The 19,120-nt window shown below is 71.3% G+C and carries 14 protein-coding genes and 1 pseudogene; 6 read left to right on the forward strand and 9 right to left on the reverse strand.

From position 1 onward, the window contains the following. Nucleotides 1-91: 91 nt before the first annotated feature. Together ACIQ9E_RS16860 and ACIQ9E_RS16865 are read left to right on the forward strand one after the other, a co-directional pair. On the forward strand, nucleotides 92-796 hold the full coding sequence (locus ACIQ9E_RS16860; RefSeq protein ID WP_403707542.1) for a response regulator transcription factor: 705 nt from the start codon (nucleotides 92-94) through the stop codon (nucleotides 794-796). Beyond that, nucleotides 793-2,367, forward strand: a complete 1,575-nt coding sequence (locus ACIQ9E_RS16865) for a sensor histidine kinase (RefSeq protein WP_403707544.1) — start codon at nucleotides 793-795, stop codon at nucleotides 2,365-2,367. Before ACIQ9E_RS16860 ends, ACIQ9E_RS16865 begins: the two co-directional genes overlap by 4 nt. Before the next feature lie 21 nt (nucleotides 2,368-2,388). Here ACIQ9E_RS16865 and ACIQ9E_RS16870 read toward each other — a convergent pair whose 3' ends face one another. Both ACIQ9E_RS16870 and ACIQ9E_RS16875 read right to left on the reverse strand, forming a co-directional pair. After that, nucleotides 2,389-3,792 (reverse strand): metallophosphoesterase, encoded by a 1,404-nt coding sequence (locus tag ACIQ9E_RS16870; RefSeq protein ID WP_403707546.1) that lies wholly within the window; start codon nucleotides 3,790-3,792, stop codon nucleotides 2,389-2,391. A 293-nt stretch (nucleotides 3,793-4,085) separates the two neighbouring features. Further along, nucleotides 4,086-4,316, reverse strand: a pseudogene (locus tag ACIQ9E_RS16875) (SCO4848 family membrane protein); the annotation flags it as partial. Nucleotides 4,317-4,470: 154 nt separating this feature from the next. Between ACIQ9E_RS16875 and ACIQ9E_RS16880 the strand changes: the two are divergent. After that, nucleotides 4,471-5,820, forward strand: coding sequence for a D-alanyl-D-alanine carboxypeptidase family protein (locus ACIQ9E_RS16880; RefSeq protein ID WP_403707547.1), 1,350 nt, complete (start codon nucleotides 4,471-4,473; stop codon nucleotides 5,818-5,820). A 68-nt stretch (nucleotides 5,821-5,888) separates the two neighbouring features. On the opposite strand, the gene ACIQ9E_RS16885 is transcribed toward ACIQ9E_RS16880, so the two are convergent. The 3 genes from ACIQ9E_RS16885 to ACIQ9E_RS16895 are packed head-to-tail and all read right to left on the reverse strand — an operon-like array spanning nucleotide 5,889 to nucleotide 8,544. Continuing rightward, the gene (locus tag ACIQ9E_RS16885) at nucleotides 5,889-6,935 is read right to left on the reverse strand and encodes a YhjD/YihY/BrkB family envelope integrity protein (protein ID WP_403707549.1); all 1,047 of its coding nucleotides are present in this window, start codon (nucleotides 6,933-6,935) and stop codon (nucleotides 5,889-5,891) included. A gap of 17 nt (nucleotides 6,936-6,952) precedes the next feature. After that, complete coding sequence (locus tag ACIQ9E_RS16890; RefSeq protein ID WP_403707550.1) at nucleotides 6,953-7,936, reverse strand: decaprenyl-phosphate phosphoribosyltransferase; 984 nt, start codon at nucleotides 7,934-7,936, stop codon at nucleotides 6,953-6,955. Beyond that, a complete protein-coding gene (locus ACIQ9E_RS16895; RefSeq protein ID WP_403707552.1) occupies nucleotides 7,933-8,544 on the reverse strand; it encodes a phosphatase PAP2 family protein in 612 nt (203 codons plus the stop codon). The genes ACIQ9E_RS16890 and ACIQ9E_RS16895 overlap by 4 nt, the downstream gene beginning before the upstream one ends. 197 nt (nucleotides 8,545-8,741) lie before the next feature. Between ACIQ9E_RS16895 and ACIQ9E_RS16900 the strand changes: the two genes are divergently transcribed. Then, entirely contained in the window at nucleotides 8,742-10,127 is a 1,386-nt protein-coding gene (locus ACIQ9E_RS16900) for an FAD-binding protein (protein WP_403707554.1), read from the forward strand. 70 nt (nucleotides 10,128-10,197) lie between these two features. Continuing rightward, complete coding sequence (locus ACIQ9E_RS16905) at nucleotides 10,198-10,953, forward strand: decaprenylphospho-beta-D-erythro-pentofuranosid-2-ulose 2-reductase (protein WP_403707556.1); 756 nt, start codon at nucleotides 10,198-10,200, stop codon at nucleotides 10,951-10,953. Between the two features lie 31 nt (nucleotides 10,954-10,984). Here ACIQ9E_RS16905 and ACIQ9E_RS16910 read toward each other — a convergent pair whose 3' ends face one another. The 3 genes from ACIQ9E_RS16910 to glyA all read right to left on the reverse strand — a co-directional run bounded on the left by ACIQ9E_RS16910 (nucleotide 10,985) and on the right by glyA (nucleotide 14,501). Beyond that, nucleotides 10,985-11,581, reverse strand: coding sequence for a 2'-5' RNA ligase family protein (locus ACIQ9E_RS16910; RefSeq protein ID WP_403707558.1), 597 nt, complete (start codon nucleotides 11,579-11,581; stop codon nucleotides 10,985-10,987). Between the two features lie 403 nt (nucleotides 11,582-11,984). After that, nucleotides 11,985-12,998, reverse strand: coding sequence for a tryptophan--tRNA ligase (trpS, locus tag ACIQ9E_RS16915; RefSeq protein ID WP_403707560.1), 1,014 nt, complete (start codon nucleotides 12,996-12,998; stop codon nucleotides 11,985-11,987). 234 nt (nucleotides 12,999-13,232) lie between these two features. Next, on the reverse strand, nucleotides 13,233-14,501 hold the full coding sequence (gene glyA, locus ACIQ9E_RS16920) for a serine hydroxymethyltransferase (RefSeq protein WP_403707562.1): 1,269 nt from the start codon (nucleotides 14,499-14,501) through the stop codon (nucleotides 13,233-13,235). A gap of 277 nt (nucleotides 14,502-14,778) precedes the next feature. Between glyA and rocD the strand changes: the two genes are divergently transcribed. After that, complete coding sequence (rocD, locus tag ACIQ9E_RS16925; protein WP_403707564.1) at nucleotides 14,779-16,023, forward strand: ornithine--oxo-acid transaminase; 1,245 nt, start codon at nucleotides 14,779-14,781, stop codon at nucleotides 16,021-16,023. Nucleotides 16,024-16,406: 383 nt separating this feature from the next. On the opposite strand, the gene ACIQ9E_RS16930 is transcribed toward rocD, so the two are convergent. Beyond that, nucleotides 16,407-18,749, reverse strand: a complete 2,343-nt coding sequence (locus ACIQ9E_RS16930; protein ID WP_403707565.1) for a chitinase C-terminal domain-containing protein — start codon at nucleotides 18,747-18,749, stop codon at nucleotides 16,407-16,409. Nucleotides 18,750-19,120: the final 371 nt, after the last annotated feature.

The following is a 19,120-nucleotide window of genomic DNA, read 5'->3' on the forward strand; positions in this document are numbered from 1 at the left end:
TCTCAAGCAACTCCAAGACTGTGCGCCCCCGCCGGGGGCCGTCCGCGCCGATACTGAGGGCGGTTGGTACCGGCGGAAGGGGGCGTACGGCATGAACGCGCAGCGGACGGGGGCGGTGGGCGGGGCGACCGTGCTGGTCCTGGAGGACGAGCCGGGCATCGCCGACGTCCTGTCGATCGCCCTGCGCCACCACGGATTCGCCGTGATGGCAGCGGGCAGCCTCCGGCAGGCCCGGCAGCTGACCGAGCGGACCCGGCCCGACGCGGCCCTGCTCGACGTGATGCTGCCGGACGGCGACGGCCGGACCTTCGGCGGCGAGCTGCGCACCCGCTGTCCCGAGACGGCGGTGCTCTTCCTCACCGCCCGTGACGCGTCCGCGGAGATCGTGGGCGCGCTGCGGTACGGCGACGACTACATCACCAAACCGTTCAACGTCGACGAGGTCGTCGCCCGGATCGGGGCCGTACTGCGCCGGACCCGGCCCGCCGATCTGCTGCCGGTGCCGCCGCCGCTGCGCTACCGGGATCTGGAGCTGGACGAGACCACGTACACGGTCCGGCGCGGCGACCGCACGGTCAGGCTGACCCCGACCGAATACGCCCTGCTGCGCTTCCTGGTGCGCAACGCGGGGCGCGTGGTACCGAAGGAGCAGTTGCTGCGGCATGTGTGGCAGTACCAGCATCCGGCGGAGTCGACGGTGGTCGAGACGTACATCAGCTATCTGCGGCGGAAACTGGCGCCGCTCGGACCGCCGTTGATCATCACCCGGCGCGGTCTCGGGTACGGGCTGGCATGAGGACCGGACCCGAAGAGGACCAGTGGGAGCGGATAGAGCATCCGGCGCGGGTCCGGAGGTGGGCCGCCGGGCGGCGGCCGGGGCGGAGCCGGGACGGGGCCGGGCGCGACTGGCGGCACTCCCTGCGCACCCAGCTGACCAAGGTCACGCTGTGTCTGCTGCTGATCGGGGTGGTGGTGGCGACCGGGGTCAGCCTGCTGGCGATGCAGCACTATCTCCTCCAGCGGGTCGACCAGGAGCTGATGGCCGGCCGGGAAGCCATCCTGAGCACCGGTCTCACCCGGGCGGAGATCGAGTCGTTCCAGGAGATGTCGACCCTGCTGGAGCATGTGGCCGGGGCCGGGAAGTCGAACTCCCTGCTGCCGGTGCCGAACACCGTTCTGGTGGCGCTGGACCCGGAGCTGCGGCCCACGAAGTTCGCCCGGCACCCGCCGACCGGCCGTCAGCTGGATCTGGCGGCGGCCGTGCGGGACCCGGCCGGGCTCGCCTCGGAGAAGAGGGTCGTCGGGGTGGAGGTCGCGGGCGCCGACTACCGGGTCGTCGCCGCCCGGCTCCCGGACGATTCCGTGCTGCTCTTCGCGTCCGACGTCGAGTCCCTGAAGGACGCGACCCGCCGGGCGCTGAAGGTGGACGCCGCGGCCGGGGCGGTGCTGCTGGTCGTGCTCGCGCTGGCCACGATGATGAGTACGAAGCATCTGGTGCGTCCGCTGGAGCACATGGTGGAGACGGCGTCGGCGATCGCGGAGGGCGATCTGACCCGGCGGGTCCCGCCGGGCCGGCATCCGGTCGGGGAGATCGAACAGCTGCGGACGGCGCTGAACGCGATGCTGCACCAGGTGGAGTCGGCGTTCGAGACGCGTGAGCGCAGTGCGGCGCAGTTGCGGCAGTTCGTCGCGGACGCCTCGCACGAGCTGCGGACACCGCTGTCGTCGATCCGGGGTTATCTCCAGTTGCACGAGCGGGGGATGCTGCGGGCGCCGGAGGACCGGATGCGGGCGCTGTCCCGGATGCATACGGAGGCGGACCGGATGGCGAAGCTGGTGGAGGAGCTGCTGATGCTGGCCCGGCTGGACCAGCGGCCCGAGGTCCGGTTCGGGCCGGTGGACCTGGGGCAGCTGGCGCACGACGCGGCCGGTGATCTCCGGGCCCAGCAGCCGCTGCGGCCGGTGACGGTGGCCACCGGGGGCGGAAGCGGCGCGGTGGTTCTCGGTGATGAGCCGTCGCTGCGTCAGCTCGTCGGGAATCTGCTGGTCAATGTGCGGGTCCACACACCCGAAGGAACGCCGGTACGGGTGGTTGCGGGGCCGGGTCCGGACGGCACGGTACGGCTGGTGGTGGCGGACGACGGCCCGGGGATGGCACCGGCCGACGCGGAACGGATCTTCGACCGCTTCTTCCGGGCCGGGACGGGCGGACCCGGCAGCGGTCTGGGCATGTCGATCGTCGCGGCGGTGGCCGAGGTCCACGGCGGTACGGTACGGATCCGGACCGCCCCAGGAGCGGGCCTGGCGGTGACGGTGACCCTCCCGGCGGCCCCGGCCCGTACCGGCGGAGGACCGGCCCGCAGGTGACGGTGGCCCCCGCCGCCCCCGTCAGGCCTGGCGGGAGGCGAGCTGGACGACGGTGATATCGGAATCGGCGCCCACCCGGACCGGCGGACCCCAGGCGCCCGCGCCCCGGGTGACGTACAGCTGCGTGTCGCCGTACCGCTCCAGCCCCTCGACGGTCGGGTTCGCCAGCGCGGCCAGATACTCGCCGGGCCAGAGCTGGCCGCCGTGGCTGTGGCCGGAGAGCTGGAGGTCGACCCCGTGCTTCACGGCGTCGTGGATGACGACGGGCTGATGGGCGAGGAGTACGGCGGTACGGCCGCGGTCGCGGTCGCCGAGCGCCCGGCCGAAGTCGGGTCCCTTGCCCTCGCGCTCGCCCTCCGGATCGTCGACCCCGGCGAGGTCGAACCCGGCCGCGATCTCCACCCGCTCGTTCTCCAGCGGCCGCAGTCCCAGCTCCCGGACGTGGTCCACCCACTGCTCGGCGCCGGAGAAGTATTCGTGGTTCCCGGTGACGAAGAAGGATCCGTGCCGGGCGCGGAGTTGGGTCAGCGGTTCGGCAGCGGGGCCGAGGTCGGCGACGCTGCCGTCGACCATATCGCCGACGACGGCGATCAGATCCGGGTTCGCGGAGTTGATGGTGTCGACGATCCGCTGGGTGTGGGCCCGGCCCAGGATCGGACCGAGGTGGATATCGCTGACCACGGCGATCCGGTAGCCGTGGGCCGAGCGGGGCAGCTTGGCCAGCGGAACGGTGACTCGCTTCAGGGTCGGACCGTTGAGCACGCTGTACGTACCGACGCCGACGGTCCCCAGGGCAGCGGCGGCCGCTCCCCCGCCGACGACCCGGGAGACGAACATGCGCCGCGACACACCGCCCGGGCGCGCGGCGGACCGGTCCGTGGCCCCCTCCGGGGAGGCGGGCGCCGCAGCCGGTGCCTCGGCGGTCAGGATCCCGGCGGCCGGCGCTTCCACCGCTGCGGCCGTGGTGACGGGCCCGGGGGCGGGCTGCTCGGGGGCGGGCTGCTCGGGGGCGGCGGCCGGGACCGGGGCGGTCACCGGTTCAACCGTCACCGATTCGGCCGTCGCGGGTTCGCCGGTCGCGGGTTCGCCGGTCGTGCTCCGGGCGTCGCGGCGCGCGGCGATCCGCAGCCAGACGAACCGTACGACCTCCCCGGCCACCAGGAAGAGCACCAGATACAGCAGCACCGCCAGCCAGAGGAAGCCGGGCCAGGCGAGGATCTGCTGCACCGTGAACGGGACGCCGGAGCGGGCCGAGAACTGGGCGGCGACGGAGATCAGCGGCAGGGCGGTCAGCACCACCGCCCCGGCGATCCTGGCCTTCCGGCCGGTGGTCAGATCGCGGACCAGTCTCCGCCAGACGTACCAGTGCGCTGCCGCGAGCACGGTGATCACGGCGACCACCGCGAGCAGGACGACCACGATCACAGACTGCTCCCCTTGCTTTCCGACGTGTGCCGACATGTTCCGACGTGCTTCGCAGGCCCCCGGGGGGCCGGTCGGCTCCGGTGGCCCCTCCGGGCATCTCAACGCGCCGCGGGCGCCTCTGGTGCCCGGCGGTGGCCATCACCGAAGATGATCATCACCGGAGGCCGTGCGGGAAGCCGCACGGGGACCGTCGGTCGTCGTCAGCGGCCGTCGCCGGACCCGGGTGCGGACGGCGCCGCGGCGGGGGTCCGGGGCTCGGTCCGGTCGGCGGTTCCGGTGCTGTCCGGATCCCGCCGTACCGCCCGGACCCCGCGGAACCCGATGATTCCCACGGCCGTCCCCAGAAGAAACGACGTGATGGCAAGCACCAGATGGACCCAGAAGTAGCCGGTGGGATCACCGGCGTCGTCAAAGGCGAGCCCGCTGCCGTCCTTCCACAGATTGCGGACGAAAGAGACCCAGATGAACCAGCTCCACGCGCCGAAGGCGAGCAGGAACCAGGAGGCGCGGCGGCTGAGCTTCATACGACCAGTATCCGGAGCGCCCGCCGGGGCGGACCTCCGGGGTCGCGGCGCGCCCGACCGGGTGGCACGCGCAGGTGCGCCGGATCCGGGGCCGTACCGGCGACTCACCGGCCCGACAAGCATATTTTCCCGTCTGACAGGTAACTTCTCGTCCGTGTCTGTTCTGAAGAAGACGGCCCTGACGGCCGCCGCCGCGACGCTGTTGCCCGCGCTCATCGCCGCTCCGGCGTCCGCGACCGCGCACTCCGCCGCCGGCGCCGCGGTCGGGGAACGGTCCGTCTCGGAACGGTCGAACCCAATGGACCCGATGGACCGGATGGACCGGACGGACCAGAAGAACCGGACGGGACAGCAGGGCAGCAAGGGGCTGAAGGGCAAGCCGGTCAGGAAGCAGCCCCCTCCCCCGGCCGCGATGTCCACGGTCGGCGGCGCCCTTCTCGGCAAGCCGGGCACCCAGGTGAGGCTGGGCGCGGGCGCCCCCGTCCTGCCGTCCGGGCTGAGCGCCCGGTCGTGGATCGTGGCGGACGCGGAGAGCGGTGACGTTCTCGCGTCGCACAACTCCCACTGGCGGCTGCCGCCCGCATCGACGATGAAGATGCTCTTCGCGGACACCCTGCTGCCCAAACTGCCGAAGACCGACACCCACAAGGTCACCTGGCAGGACCTGGAGGGTGTGGGCTCGGGCAGCAGCGCGGTGGGGGTCAAGGAGGAGCTGACGTACTCCGTCCACGATCTGTGGCTCGGGGTGTTCCTCGTCTCCGGCAACGACGCCGTGCATGTGCTCTCCGCGATGAACGGCGGTATCGACAAGACCGTCCAGGAGATGCAGGAGCACGCCGAGGAACTCCAGGCGCTGGACACCCAGGTGGTCTCGCCGGACGGCTATGACGCGGCGGGCCAGGTGTCGTCCGCGTACGACCTCACCCTGATCGCCCGCAGCGGTCTGCAGAAGAAGGACTTCCGGGAGTACGCGGCGACCTCCGAGGCCGAGTTCCCGGGCAGGATGGCCGGCGGAAAGCGCGAGACCTTCGAAATCGCCAATACGAACCGGCTGCTCACGGGTGACGGAGTCGCCCCGTACCCGGGTGTCGCGGGGGTCAAGAACGGTAATACGTCGCATGCGGGCGCGACCTTCACCGGAGTCGCGGAACGCAACGGCAAGGTGCTCCTCGTCACCGTGATGAATCCGGATTCCGGTGAGCGGCACGCCGTCTACAAGGAGACCTCGCGCCTGCTGGACTGGGGTTTCGCGGCGGCGGGCAAGGTCACTCCGGTCGGTGAACTGGTCGCACCCCGGTCGGCCAAACCGCCGGTGGGTGCCGGCCCCGACAAGCACTCCGACCAGACCGAGCGGGCTCGGACCGCCGCGGCGGAGAAGGCGAAGGCCAAGGAGGAGTCGTCGGGGGGTGTGGGCACGGCCTTGGCGATCGCGGGCGGGGTCCTCGTCGTACTGGCCTTCGGCGCGTTGGTGGTGAACCGCCGCTGGCCGCGCCGCCGGGCCTGAACGGGTCCGGTCGGGCCCGCGGGGAGTCCGGAGACCGGACTCCCCGGGGACGGAGAACCACCGGAGGATCAGGTCTTCGGCCCCTCCGGCCCAGCCCGCTCGTCCGGCTCAGCCCCTTCGTCCGGCCCAGCCCGCTCATCCGTGCCGTCCGCCTCGTCCGAGTCGGCGCCCTTGTCGGCGCCGTCCGTCTCGCCTGCCTCGCCTGCCTCGTCTGCCTCGTCTGCCTCGCTGCCCTCGTCCGCGCCGTCCGCCTCGCCCGCCTCGCCCGGCTCCCGCGTCGCGGTCCACGCCGCGCAGAACAGCAGCAGCTTCGCCGTCAGGTTGATCCAGAGCAGCAGCGCCACGGGCACCCCGAACGCGCCGTACAGACTCCGCCCGGCGACCTCCCTGATGTACCCGCCGATCAGCAGCTTCAGCGCCTCGAAACCGACTGCCCCGATCAGTCCGGCCACCACCAGCCTGCGGCGCGGCGGCTGTACCCCCGGCAGCAGCGTCAGCAGATAGAGCAGGATGAGGAAGTCGGCGGCGACCGCGACCGCGATGGCCGCGATCCGCAGCAGCACGCCCCCGGGGCCGCCCCCGTCGAGTCCCAGCCGGTCCGCCGACCAGCCGACCGCCGAGGCTCCCAGCGCGGAGGCGGCGAAGGACGCGAGGGCCGTGGCGCCGAGCCCGAAGAGGACGACGGCGTCCTTCGCCCTCCGTACGAACGGATTGCCCTCGTCCTCGTCGTCGAGCGCCCACACCGCCCGCAGGCAGTCCCGTATCGCCGTCACCCAGCCGATGCCGGTGAACAGCAGCAGGGCACCGGAGACCAGCCCGACCGTACCCGCGTTGGCGGCCAGCGCCCCGATGTCGAGCTGCTCCGAGATACCCGGCACCTGATCGCCGATCCGCTCTTCGAGACGGGTCAGCCGGTCCTGGCTGAGCAGTGCGGCACCGATCGCCACCGCCAGGCTGATCAGCGGAAACATCGCGAGGAAGCTGAGGAAGGTGATGGCAGCGGCCAACCGCGTCCAGTGCACCCGCTCCAGGGTCTCGTAGGTGTGCCACGTATGCGTCCGCATCAGCCGGACGACCAGCGGGCCGATGACGGGAAGCCTGATCAACCAATCCATGGGCTACGCCTACCCCGTCACAGGTCGGCGACCGCAAGCCCGTACATCGCGGCCCAGACCAGCCCGATGACGGCCAGCGCCCGGTCCCGCAGCACGACGTCCTCGGGCGCCCCCGCTGCGCCCCGGTCCGCGAAGACGGCGTACCGCAGCACCGCCAGAATGAACGCGATCACCGACAGCTGGCGCCACGGCAGCAGCGCCGAGTGCGCGACCCCGCCGCTCTCCAGCGCCCACAGGCAGTAGCCGAGTACGGCGACCCCGGCCGCCAGCTGCCAGACGAACCGCAGATAGCCGGTGGTGTACTCGCCCAGCAGGGCCCGCGAAGCCCCCCGGCCGCCCTCCGCCCCTTCCATCTGCACGGCCTCCGAGTAGCGCTTGGCCGCGACCATGAACAGCGCGCCGAAACCGGTGGTGATCAGGAACCAGCGGGAGAGCGGAATGCCGAGCGCGACCCCGCCGATCATCGCCCGCATCAGGAAACCGGTGGTCACCACGGTCATATCGACGACGAGGACATGCTTCAGCCAGACGCAGTAGGCGAGCTGCATGGCGAGGTACGCGACCAGCAGGGCGCTCGTCATCGGATTGCAGAGCGCGGCCGCCCCGGTGACGGCGAGGGCCGCGAGCACCCCGCCGGTGGCATAGGCGAGGGGGACCGGGACCTCTCCGGCGGCGACGGGCCGGAGGCGTTTGACCGGGTGCGCCCGGTCGGCCTCGGCGTCGCGGGCGTCGTTGACCAGGTAGACGGCAGCGGCGGCGGCCGTGAAGAGGGTGAAGACGATGACGAGCTGTCCGGCGGTACGGGGCGATGCGAGCTGCCCGGCGGCTGCGGGCGCGGCGGCCACCAGCACGTTCTTGACCCACTGGCGGGGGCGCGCGGTCCGCAGAAGTCCGATGGCGGGTCCGGTGCGCGCGCCCGGCGCGCGGGGGGCGGAAGGACCCGGTACGCCGCGTGGCGGCTCCGGCCTCGCCACCGGTACGGCCTGCTGTTCGGTCGTCACACGGGCCTCCCGTTCCGGCTGCTGCGGGTACGCGGGCGGGTGACGGTGGGCACGCGGGCCGTGAGACCGCCGAGCAGGGCACCCGCGAGGACATCGGTCGGATAGTGCACACCGACGACGACCCGGGACACGCACATCGCCGCCGCCACGGCGGCCGGGAGCAGCCGGCGTCCGCCGTCCCTGGGCAGCAGCGCCCCGAAGGCGACCGCTGCCGCCGATGCCGAAGCGGCATGCGAACTGGGGAAGGAGTGCCGTCCCGCGGTACGGACGAGGGCCGGGCGGCCGCCGCCGTCGGGCGGCCGGGGCCGCCGTACCACCCGCTTCACGGCCATGCTCGTCAGATGCGCCCCGGCGACGGCGGCGGTCGCCCGGAGCCAGGCGGAGCGGCGGGCCGGGTCGGCCGCGGCGCCGGTCAGGCCGGCGGCCAGCCAGAGCGCCGCGTGCTCGCCCGCGTAGGAGAGGGAGCGGGCCGCGGCGGCGACGGCCGGCCGGTCACCGCAGTCGCGCAGCACGGCCAGCAGCCTGCGGTCCGCGGCCGTTCCACCGTCCGCGCGGTCCGCGGCCGCCTCACCGTCCGTACCGTCCGCCCGGGAGTCCCCGTACCGCATCTCCGCCGCCCCTTCCCGTCGCTCGTCCCGTGGTCCTGTCTTCCTGGTCCCGTGAGCCGCAGCAGGCACGGGGGACTCTTCTGGGCCGCGGGCCGACTTTCACGTCAATCTGAGCTGACACTCGTTTAATCACCCGTTCCGGCGAGTCCCCGAGGCACTCCAAATATGCGGGCATAAGCGGCGATACGGTCACGAGTATGGCTGCCGACACCCGTACCGCCCCCACCACCGACGCCGACGACCCGTTCGTGTCCGTCACCGGCTGGGGCCGCACCGCCCCCTCCACGGCCTATCTCTGGCGCCCCCGCACCCATGAGCAGGCGGCCGCCGCCGTCCGCGACTGGGGCGCGCGCGGCGGGATCGCCCGCGGACTCGGCCGGGCGTACGGCGACGCGGCGCAGAACGCGGGCGGCTGCGTCCTCGATATGACGGGCCTCGACCGCATCCACTCCATCGACGTGACGGACGGCACCGTCGTCTGCGACGCGGGGGTCAGCCTGCACCGGCTGATGGAGGTGCTGCTGCCGCTCGGCTGGTTCGTACCGGTATCGCCCGGCACCCGCTACATCACCGTCGGCGGTGCCATCGGCGCCGCGGTCCACGGGAAGAACCACCATGTCAGCGGCGCCTTCACCCGGCACGTCAGCGCCTTCGACCTGCTGCTGCCCGACGGCAGCGTACGGACCGTCACCCCGGGCACCGACCTGTTCGACGCCACCGCCGGCGGAATGGGGCTGACCGGGGTGGTGCTCGCCGCGGTGATCCGGCTGCACCGGGTGGAGACCTCGTACATGCTCGTCGACACCGAACGCGCCACCGACCTCGACGACGTCCTCGCCCGGCTCGCCGCCGACGCCGAACGGCACCGCTACTCGGTCGCGTGGATCGACCTGCTCGCCCGCGGCCGGTCCACCGGCCGCTCGGTGATCACCCGCGGCGACCACGCGCCGCGCGCCGCGCTGCCCGCCCGGGCCCGGCGCGCCCCGCTCGCCTTCCGCCCCGGGACCCTGCCCCCGGCCCCGGCCGCCGTACCGCCCGGACTGCTGAACCGGGCGACCGTCGGGCTGTTCAACGAGTTCTGGTACCGCACCTCGCCCCGCGCGGGCAGCGGCCGGCTCCAGCGGCTCACGGCGTTCTTCCACCCCCTGGACGGGGTGCCGCACTGGAACCGGGTCTACGGCCGGGACGGCTTCGTCCAGTACCAGTTCGTGGTCGGACACGGACAGGAGGAGACGCTGCGCCGGATCGTCCGGCGGATCGCGCGCCGCGGCTGCCCGTCGTTCCTCGCCGTACTCAAGCGGTTCGGCGCGTCCGACCCGGGCTGGCTGTCGTTCCCGGTGCCCGGCTGGACGCTGGCGCTGGACATCCCGGCCGGACTGCCGGGGCTCGGCGCGTTCCTCGACGAACTCGACGAGGAGGTGGTGGGCGCGGGCGGCCGGGTGTACCTGGCCAAGGACGCGCGGCTGCGGCCCGAGGCGCTCACGGCCATGTACCCGCGGCTCGACGACTTCCGCGAGCTGCGCGCCCGTACCGGAGCGGACCGGGTCTTCACCTCCGACCTGTCCCGCCGCCTCTCCCTCTGAACCCGCTCACCGAGCCCCGCCACAACCGTCCTTGCCGACGAGAGCGCACCGCACCTCAAGGAGCACGCCCGTGAAAGACGCCTTCGGCGCCCCTCAGTCCCTGCTGGTCCTCGGCGGTACGTCGGAGATCGGTCTCGCCGTCGCCCGGCGGCTGATCGCCCGCCGTACCCGGACCGTCCGGCTGGCCGGCCGTCCCTCCCCCGGCCTTGAAGCGGCGGCGGACTCGCTGCGGGCGCTCGGCGCCGACGTCAGCACGGTCCCCTTCGACGCCCTGGACCCGGCGGCGCACGAGGAGACCCTCGGCAAGGTCTTCGCGGACGGCGATATCGACCTGGTCCTGCTCGCCTTCGGGGTGCTGGGCGACCAGGCCAACGACGAGGGCGACCCCGCGGCGGCCGTCCGGGTCGCCCAGACCAACTACACCGGGGCCGTCTCCGCCGGACTGGTCTGCGCCACCGCGCTCCAGAACCAGGGGCACGGATCGCTGGTGGTGCTCTCGTCCGTCGCCGGGGAGCGCGCCCGCCGCACCAATTTCATCTACGGCTCCAGCAAGGCAGGGCTGGACGCGTTCGCCCAGGGGCTGGGGGACGCGCTGCACGGCACGGGCGTGCATGTGATGGTCGTCCGCCCCGGGTTCGTCCGCAGCCGGATGACGGCGGGACTGCCGGACGCACCCCTGTCGACCACGCCCGAAGCGGTCGCGCTCGCCGTGGAACAGGGGCTGCGGCGCAGATCGGAGCTGGTGTGGGTGCCGGGGACGCTCCGTGTGGTGATGTCGGCGCTCCGGCACGTACCCCGACCGCTGTTCCGCCGGCTGTCCGTGTGATCGGGGGGCTCGGTCCGCCTCCCCCCTGGATTCAGGAGCTGGACGCGGGCTCGATGTGCTGTGGTTCGTCCACCGGCGAGCCCTGCGCCGGCACCGATCCGATGCCGCTGCCGAACGCGTATTCGTGGAGCTGACGCCAGACCCCGTCCCCGCCCTGCTCGTACAGCGAGAACGAACCGCAGGTCCACGACGCCTCGAAGGCGGCCAGCTCCTCGTGGGCCCGGTCCATCGCCGGATCGTCGATGGCATGGGCGACCGTGACATGCGGGTGGTACGGGAACTGGAGCTCACGGGCCAGCGGGCCGGAACCGACCCTGATCCGCTCCTGGAGCCGGGTGCAGGCCGCCGCGCCCTCGACGACCCGGACGAAGACGACCGGAGTCACCGGGCGGAACGTGCCCGTCCCCGAGAGCCGCATCAGGAACGGCAGGCCCGCCGCCGCGGCCTCGCGCAGATGCGCCTCCACCGCGGGGAGCGCGGACCGGTCGACCACGGTCGGCGGGACCAGGGTGACATGGGTGGGAATGCAGTGCGCGACGGGGTCCCCGAAGCCCGCACGCCGCTCCTGGAGGAGGCTGCCGTACGGCTCCGGGACCGCGATCGAAACGCCGAGCGTTACGGTCCCCACGTCTTTCTCCCGTCCATCGTCGCCTCGTGACTGCGTGGCTGCGTCTCTGAGTGCCTGTATGTCTGTGTGTCTGCTTCGTACCGCTGTGGGCACGGTGGTTTCCGCCGCCAGTGTGGCCGGTGCGCGGCGGATGTGGCCAGAGACGCAGAACACACCACCGATTGGGCCGAACGGCCCCGAAGACGGTCCCCGCCTGCTCGGCGCCCCCGTCCCCGGGCCCGTTTCCGGTCGTCCGTACCGGCCCGTCCGCGCTCCACCCGGGCCGGTCCCGACGGACCCGGCCCGGGTGGCGGCGGCCGTCCGAGCCGGCCGGCGCTTCCTCCATGTGCCGGCCGGTGCCGGTCGGCCCCGCCGGTACCTGCCCGCCGGTACCTGCCCGTCGGTACCTGCCCGTCGGTGCCCGCTAGTGCTTTGCGGGCAGAAGACCGATCCGGTCGTACGCCGTCGCCAGCGACTCCGCAGCGACCGCCCTGGCCTTCTCCGCACCCTTGGCGAGAATCGAGTCCAGGGTTTCCGGATCGTCCAGATATGCCTGCGTACGCTCACGGAAGGGCGTGACGAAGTCCACGACGATCTCGGCGAGGTCCGTCTTCAGGGCCCCGTACATCCGGCCCTCGTACTCCTTCACCAGCTCCGGGATCGACCGGCCGGTGAGCGTGGCGTAGATGGTCAGCAGATTGCTGATGCCCGCCTTCTCGACGGGGTCGAAGGCGATGACCGTCCCGGTGTCGGTGACCGCGCTCCGGATCTTCTTCGCGGTGGTCTTCGGCTCGTCGAGCAGATTGACCAGGCCCTTGGGGGTGGAGGCCGATTTGCTCATCTTGCTGGTCGGGTCCTGGAGGTCGTAGATCTTGGCGACCTCCTTGACGATATGCGGCGCGGGGACGGTGAACGTCTCGCCGAAACGGGCGTTGAAACGCTCGGCGAGATCGCGGGTCAGCTCGATGTGCTGCCGCTGGTCCTCACCGACCGGGACGGCCTCGGCCTGGTAGAGAAGGATGTCCGCGACCTGGAGGATCGGGTACGTGAACAGGCCGACCGTGGCCCGGTCGGCCCCCTGCTTGGCCGACTTGTCCTTGAACTGCGTCATCCGGGACGCCTCGCCGAAGCCGGTCAGGCAGTTCATCACCCAGCCCAGCTGGGCGTGCTCCGGGACGTGGCTCTGCACGAAGAGGGTGCAGCGGTCGGGGTCCAGGCCGGAGGCCAGCAGCTGGGCCACGGCGAGCCGGGTGTTCGCCCGCAGCTCGGCCGGATCCTGCGGGACCGTGATCGCGTGCAGGTCGACGACCATGTAGAAGGCGTCGTGGGTCTCTTGCAGCGCCACGTACTGGCGGATCGCCCCGAGGTAGTTCCCGAGGTGGAACGAGCCTGCGGTGGGCTGGATCCCGGACAGGGCGCGAGGTCGGACGGATGCCATGCCGTTCATTCTCTCAGGTGTGGAACCGATCTCCGGCCGCCGGTGTATCAAAAATGTGACCGTACGGGAGGGGGGACGGGCCGCGTCGGCTGCTGCGCTGCCGCCGAGGCTCGGCCAGGGCCCTGCGCGCTGTGCGCCGTGCGCTGTGCGTGAAGGGGTGCGGGCGGCCGCCCGGCCCGTGAACCGGACGGCCGCCGTGCCCCGCCGCCCCTCGGCGGTACGGGGTGGCCGGGATCAGACGGTCAGGCCCGGCGCGGGGTAGGCCGACATCAGCTCCGCGACCTCCGCGCGGACGGCGGTCAGCGCGGCCTCGTCCCCGGACCCGGCCGCGGCCACCCCCCGGTCGATCCACCCGGCGACCGTCGCCATATGCGCGGTCCCCAGGCCCCGGGAGGTCAGGGAAGGAGTACCGATACGGATCCCGGAAGGGTCGAAGGGCTTCCTCGGGTCGTAGGGGACGGTGTTGTAGTTGACGACGATCCCCGCCCGGTCGAGGGCCTTGGCCGCGACCTTGCCGGGCACGGCCCGGCCGGTCAGGTCCATCAGGATCAGATGGTTGTCGGTGCCGCCGGAGACCAGATCGAAGCCCCGGGCGAGCAGGGCGTCGGCAAGCGCCCCGGCGTTGGCGACCACGGCATGGGCGTAGTCGCGGAAGGACGGCTGGGCCGCCTCGTGGAGGGCGACCGCGATCGCCGCGGTGGTCTGGTTGTGGGGGCCGCCCTGGAGTCCGGGGAAGACCGCGCGGTCCAGAGCCTTGGCGTGCTCCTCACGGGACATCAGCATCGCCCCGCGCGGACCGCGGAGGGTCTTATGGGTCGTCGTGGAGATCACATCCGCATGGGGCACGGGCGAAGGGTGCGCCCCACTGGCGATCAGCCCGGCGATATGGGCGACATCGGCCACCAGCAGCGCCCCGGACTCCCTGGCGATCTCCGCGAAGGCCGCGAAGTCGATCGTCCGCGGCAGAGCCGTACCACCACAGAAGATGATCTTCGGGCGTTCCCTGAGGGCCAGCTCGCGGACCTCGTCGTAGTCGACGAGCCCGGTGTCCCGGCGCACTCCGTACTGGACTCCGCGGAACCAGGTGCCGGTGGCGGAGACACCCCAGCCGTGGGTCAGATGGCCGCCCATCGGCAGGGCCATGCCCATCACGGTGTCGCCGGGCTCGGCGAAGGCGAGATAGACGGCGAGATTGGCCGGGGAGCCGGAGTAGGGCTGGACATTGGCGTGGTCGACGCCGAAGACGGCCTTGGCGCGGTCCACGGCCAGCCGTTCGACCCGGTCGATGATCTGCTGGCCCTCGTAGTAGCGGCGGCCCGGATAGCCCTCGCTGTACTTGTTCTGGAGCACGGTGCCGCAGGCCTCCAGGACCGCGGCGGAGACATAGTTCTCGCTGGGGATCATCCGCAGGGTGGCGGCCTGGAGCAGTTCCTCGTCGGCGACGAGTCCGGCGAGTTCCGGATCGGCCGCGGCGAGGGCGGGATGGGGCAGGGGAAGAGTCATGGTGTCCTCCGGGCTCACGAGTGGTCCGGGGTGCCCAGGCGGTCGGCACCCTCGTGATGCTCCTGCGCGCCCGGCTCCCTCGGGGTGAGCTCCCCGTACGCCAGTCGCCGCGCGTACCGCCAGCCTATGCCGGAGCACCCGCCGGGCGGCGGCGGCCGGGCCCGGCGGACGCCGCCGCGGGGCAGCCCCGGCGAAAGGTTTCCCGGGGCGACCGGCGAGCGACCATAGAAAGGAGGGGTGGCGACCCCACCCGCCACCGGATGTACCGGAAGTCCGGATGTACTGCCGCCCGGCTCGCCAGGAGAACGGAGATCCCGTGACCGCTTCGGAGACCGCCATCGCCACCGCGGAGGCGTACAGCGCGCACAACTACCACCCCCTTCCCGTCGTCGTGGCGACCGCGGACGGCGTCTGGCTGACCGATGTGGAAGGCCGCCGCTATCTGGACCTGCTCGCCGGGTACTCCGCGCTCAATTTCGGCCACGGCAACCGCCGGCTGGTCGATGCGGCCAAGGCCCAGCTGGAACGGGTCACGCTCACCTCCCGGGCCTTCCACCACGACCGGTTCGCCGACTTCTGCACCGGCCTGGCGGAACTGTGCGATATGGAAATGGTGCTGCCGATGAACACGGGCGCGGAAGCCGTGGAGACCGCGGTGAAAACGGCCCGTAAATGGGGCTACCGGATCAAGGGCGTCCCCGACAACAGGGCGAAGATCGTCGTGGCCGCCGGCAATTTCCACGGCCGGACCACCACGGTGATCAGTTTCTCCACGGACCCCGAGGCCCGCGCGGACTACGGCCCGTACACCCCCGGCTTCGAAATCGTCCCGTACGGCGATCCGACCGCGCTGGAGAACGCCCTGACGGAGAACACCGTCGCCGTTCTGCTGGAGCCCATCCAGGGCGAATCCGGGGTACTGGTCCCGCCGCCGGGCTATCTGCCGACCGTACGCCGGCTCACCCGCGAACGGAACGTGCTGTTCATCGCCGATGAAATCCAGTCCGGTCTGGGCCGCACGGGCCGGACCTTCGCCTGTGAGCACGAGGGTGTCGTCCCCGATATGTACATCCTGGGGAAGGCACTGGGCGGCGGCATCGTCCCGGTCTCGGCGGTGGTGTCGTCACGGGAGATCCTCGGGGTGTTCCGCCCCGGCGAGCACGGTTCGACCTTCGGCGGCAATCCGCTGGCGTGCGCGGTGGCGCTGGAGGTGATCGCCATGCTGCGCACCGGCGAGTACCAGCAGCGCGCCACCGAACTGGGCGAGCACCTCCATCACGAGCTGGGGCTGCTCTCCGGCGGCGGCGCGGTGGAGGCGGTGCGCGGCCGCGGACTCTGGGCGGGCGTCGATATCGCCCCGGCCCACGGCACCGGCCGGCAAATCTCGGAGAAGCTGATGGAACGGGGTGTGCTGGTGAAGGACACCCACGGTTCGACGATCCGGATCGCCCCGCCCCTGGTGATCACCAAGGAGGATCTCGACTGGGGTCTCGACCAGTTCAGGTCGGTGCTCTCCGGCTGATGCCCCGCCCGGGACGGGGGCCCTGTCCCGGATCCCGCTGCCCGGTGGCCCGTTCTCCGCCGAACGCGGTCGGCGGAGAACGGGGACCGTGGAACACCGGCCGCGGAACCGGTTCCGGTCGACGGGTGACCGGAACCGGGAACGGCCGATACTCCCCGGGCGAACAGTGGAGATCCGTTCGGAAAACAGTCTACGGACTATACGCATCGCGGACTTGACTTTTTGTGCACAGATGATTGACCTTCCGTGCGGCTCCGGCGGCCCGTTCCCGCCCGGATCCCCGCCCCGGGAAAACGGGCAGGAAAAGACCCGGCGGCGCAGGGTCAGGGACTGCGCCGCCGGGCTGATCAGTGGAACTCTTCAGTTGTCATACGGGGAGGGGTTCAGCAGGCACCCAGGTCCTGCCAGGGGCCCCACTGGCTGGTTCCGGGCTCGTCGCCCTTCGTCCACCACTTGGACTTCCAGTTCTTGCCCTGGTGGGAGACCTGCGAATTGGCGGGGTACTCGGTGTTCCGGTCCCACGCCGGAGCGGTGCAGCCGCCGGTGGTCGAACCCGTCGTACCGGTGGTGCCGGTCGTGCCCGTGGTACCGGTCGTGCCCGTGGTACCCGTGGTACCGGTCGTACCCGTGGTGCCCGTCGTGCCGCCGCTGCCCGGGTCGACGACGGTCGTCCCGCGCGCCAGGTCGGCCGCGATCGCGTAGGTCTTGCCGCCGAAGGTGACGGTCCAGTTGGACGGCGTCGAGGTCGGCAGGTAGTAGACGAAGTCCAGCTCGACCGAGGCGCCGGGGGCCACCGTCTGCCAGGCCGGGAGCTTCAGCGCGACCCGGTGGAAGTCACCCTTCAGACCGCCCACGTTGTTGCCCGTGTGGTCGCTCTTGACGATCCGGGAGTTGAAGCCGGACTGGTCCTTGGCGTTGCTCGGCGCGGAGGTCGCGTAGTCGAACTGGAACTCCGTACCGCCGGGCAGCGTGGCCGTGGTGTTGTTGGTGATCTTCAGCTTGGGGCTGATCGGGTAGTTGTTGTCCCCGAGCTGGAAGCCGCCGAACTCGACGCCCAGGTTGATCGCCTCGGTGGGAAGCGCGGTGTTGGACTTCTTCACCCCGTACGGGGTGGCCGCCTTGTACTTGTTGTACATCAGCGAGATCAGCGACGAGCCGGGCTCGTACTGGCCCTTGGCGGTGTTGTAGTCGTAGTCACCCGCCAGCTCCCAGATCATCGTGCCGCCGAGGCCCTTGTTGACGACGTAGTCGGCCTTGGCGCCGATCGACTGCTCGTCCTCGGTGGAGATGAAGACCTTCTTCTGGGCGTTCCACAGCCACGGCGCGACCAGGGTCGAGTCGTACTTGCGGACGTAGGTGCCGGTCAGCGAGGAGTTCGCGGGCAGACCGAACTTGGGGAGGTAGTCGGGGACGATCCCCTTCTCCAGGTTCTTGGCGTGCCACATCGGGTTGAAGCCCGCCGGCGCCTCCTGCCCGTTGGTGTCCTTGTCGTGCCAGATGTTGTCGATGCCGACGGCACCGTCACCGCACTTGGTCAGACCGGAGCCGGGCGGGCAGGAGTTCGCGACCGACTTGCCCCAGAGGCCGTCGGTACCGCCCTGGACGTTCTTCCAGCCGCGGGTGTAGGTCGGCACACCGATGTTGATCCGGCCGGCCGGCATCGAACCACGGAAGTAGTGGTAGGCCCAGTCGGTGTTCAGATAGCCGATGCCGCCGTACTGGGCGGCGCCGTAGATCGGCGCCAGCTCGGTGTCCTTGCCGTCGTCGTACAGCGCGGCGTTCGGGCCGACGTGCTCGTTCCACGTGCCGTGGAGGTCGTACGACATGATGTTGACGTAGTCGAGGTACTTCGCGGTCTCGTACGTCTCCATACCGCGCAGCAGATAGCCGGAGGACGGCGCTGCGATGGTCAGCAGGTAGTGCTTGCCGTCGGCGGCGCTGGCCCGGTCGAGCTTCTCGCGCAGCGTCTTCATCAGCACGCTGTAGCTCTTGTTGAGCCCGGCGCGGCGGGCGTTGGCCACGGTCCAGTCGGCCGGGTTGCCCGCGTCGTTCATCGATGTCGGGTACTCGTAGTCGATGTCGACGCCGTTGAAGCCGTACGTGCGGATGAACTCGACGGCGGAGTCGGCGAAGGTGTTGATCCCCGCCGTGTTCACCGTGCCGTCGGCGTTGGTGGTGGTCTTGTAGAAGCCGCCGCTGTCCGTCCAGCCGCCGACCGAGATCAGCGTCTTGACGTTCGGGTGGAGCTTCTTGAACTTGTTGAGCAGGTTGAAGTGGCCCTTGTAGGGCAGCGCCGGGTCCATCTCGGCACCGGCCACACCCGGCCAGGTCATCCCGGTGTTGGGGTTCGTCGGTCCGGCCGCGCCAATGTTGATCTTGTTGGCGGAGTCGATACCGGCGAAGGCGTAGTTGATGTGGGTGATCTTGTCCCACGGGATGTTGTTGGCGAGGTAGGCGGGCCTGCCGTCCTGGCCGGTACGCCAGTTGGCGAAGTAGCCGATGATGCGGCGCTGGTGGTCCGCGCCCATCTTCTCGCGTCCCTCGGTGTCGTACACCGTGCAGTACGGGACGTTGACACCGGGCGTCGAGTACAGCCCTTCGGGGCGACAGTTCTCCTGTGAGGCGGCCTGGGACACGCCTGACGAGAGCGTCGTCGCCAGCAGGCCGCCGACGGCGGCGGCGCCGGCAGCGAACAGCGTCGCTCTCGTTCGTCGGGGGGACAGCACGTTCGGATCCTCCTGGTGGGGGGCCCGCATCCCGCCGGGGGGACGCAGGGTGTTCGGCCTTGCACAACTCGCATGGGGGGTGGGCTCGTTGGCCCCGGGGTGCACACGGCACCGGGGCCGGATCCGTAGAGGTGAACGAGACATTAAGAGGACTAGACCAACCCGTCAATAGGTCTGGACCTTTACTCCGTGATTCCCACCTCTCTGCCGTCCCGGGGCATTTGGGCACGCCAGGGGGCCTGACCGGCCACAAAGCGCGGCCCGATCACCCCCTCACCGCCTCCCGATGAAAGAACTTTCACCTCCCGGGAGTGGTCCACATCCATCCGGTACGGCGAGACGAGACGCTCCGTCTTGCATCCTTCCCGACC

The organism is Streptomyces sp. NPDC094448 (assembly GCF_044763775.1).
In the GTDB taxonomy this organism is placed as follows: domain Bacteria; phylum Actinomycetota; class Actinomycetes; order Streptomycetales; family Streptomycetaceae; genus Streptomyces.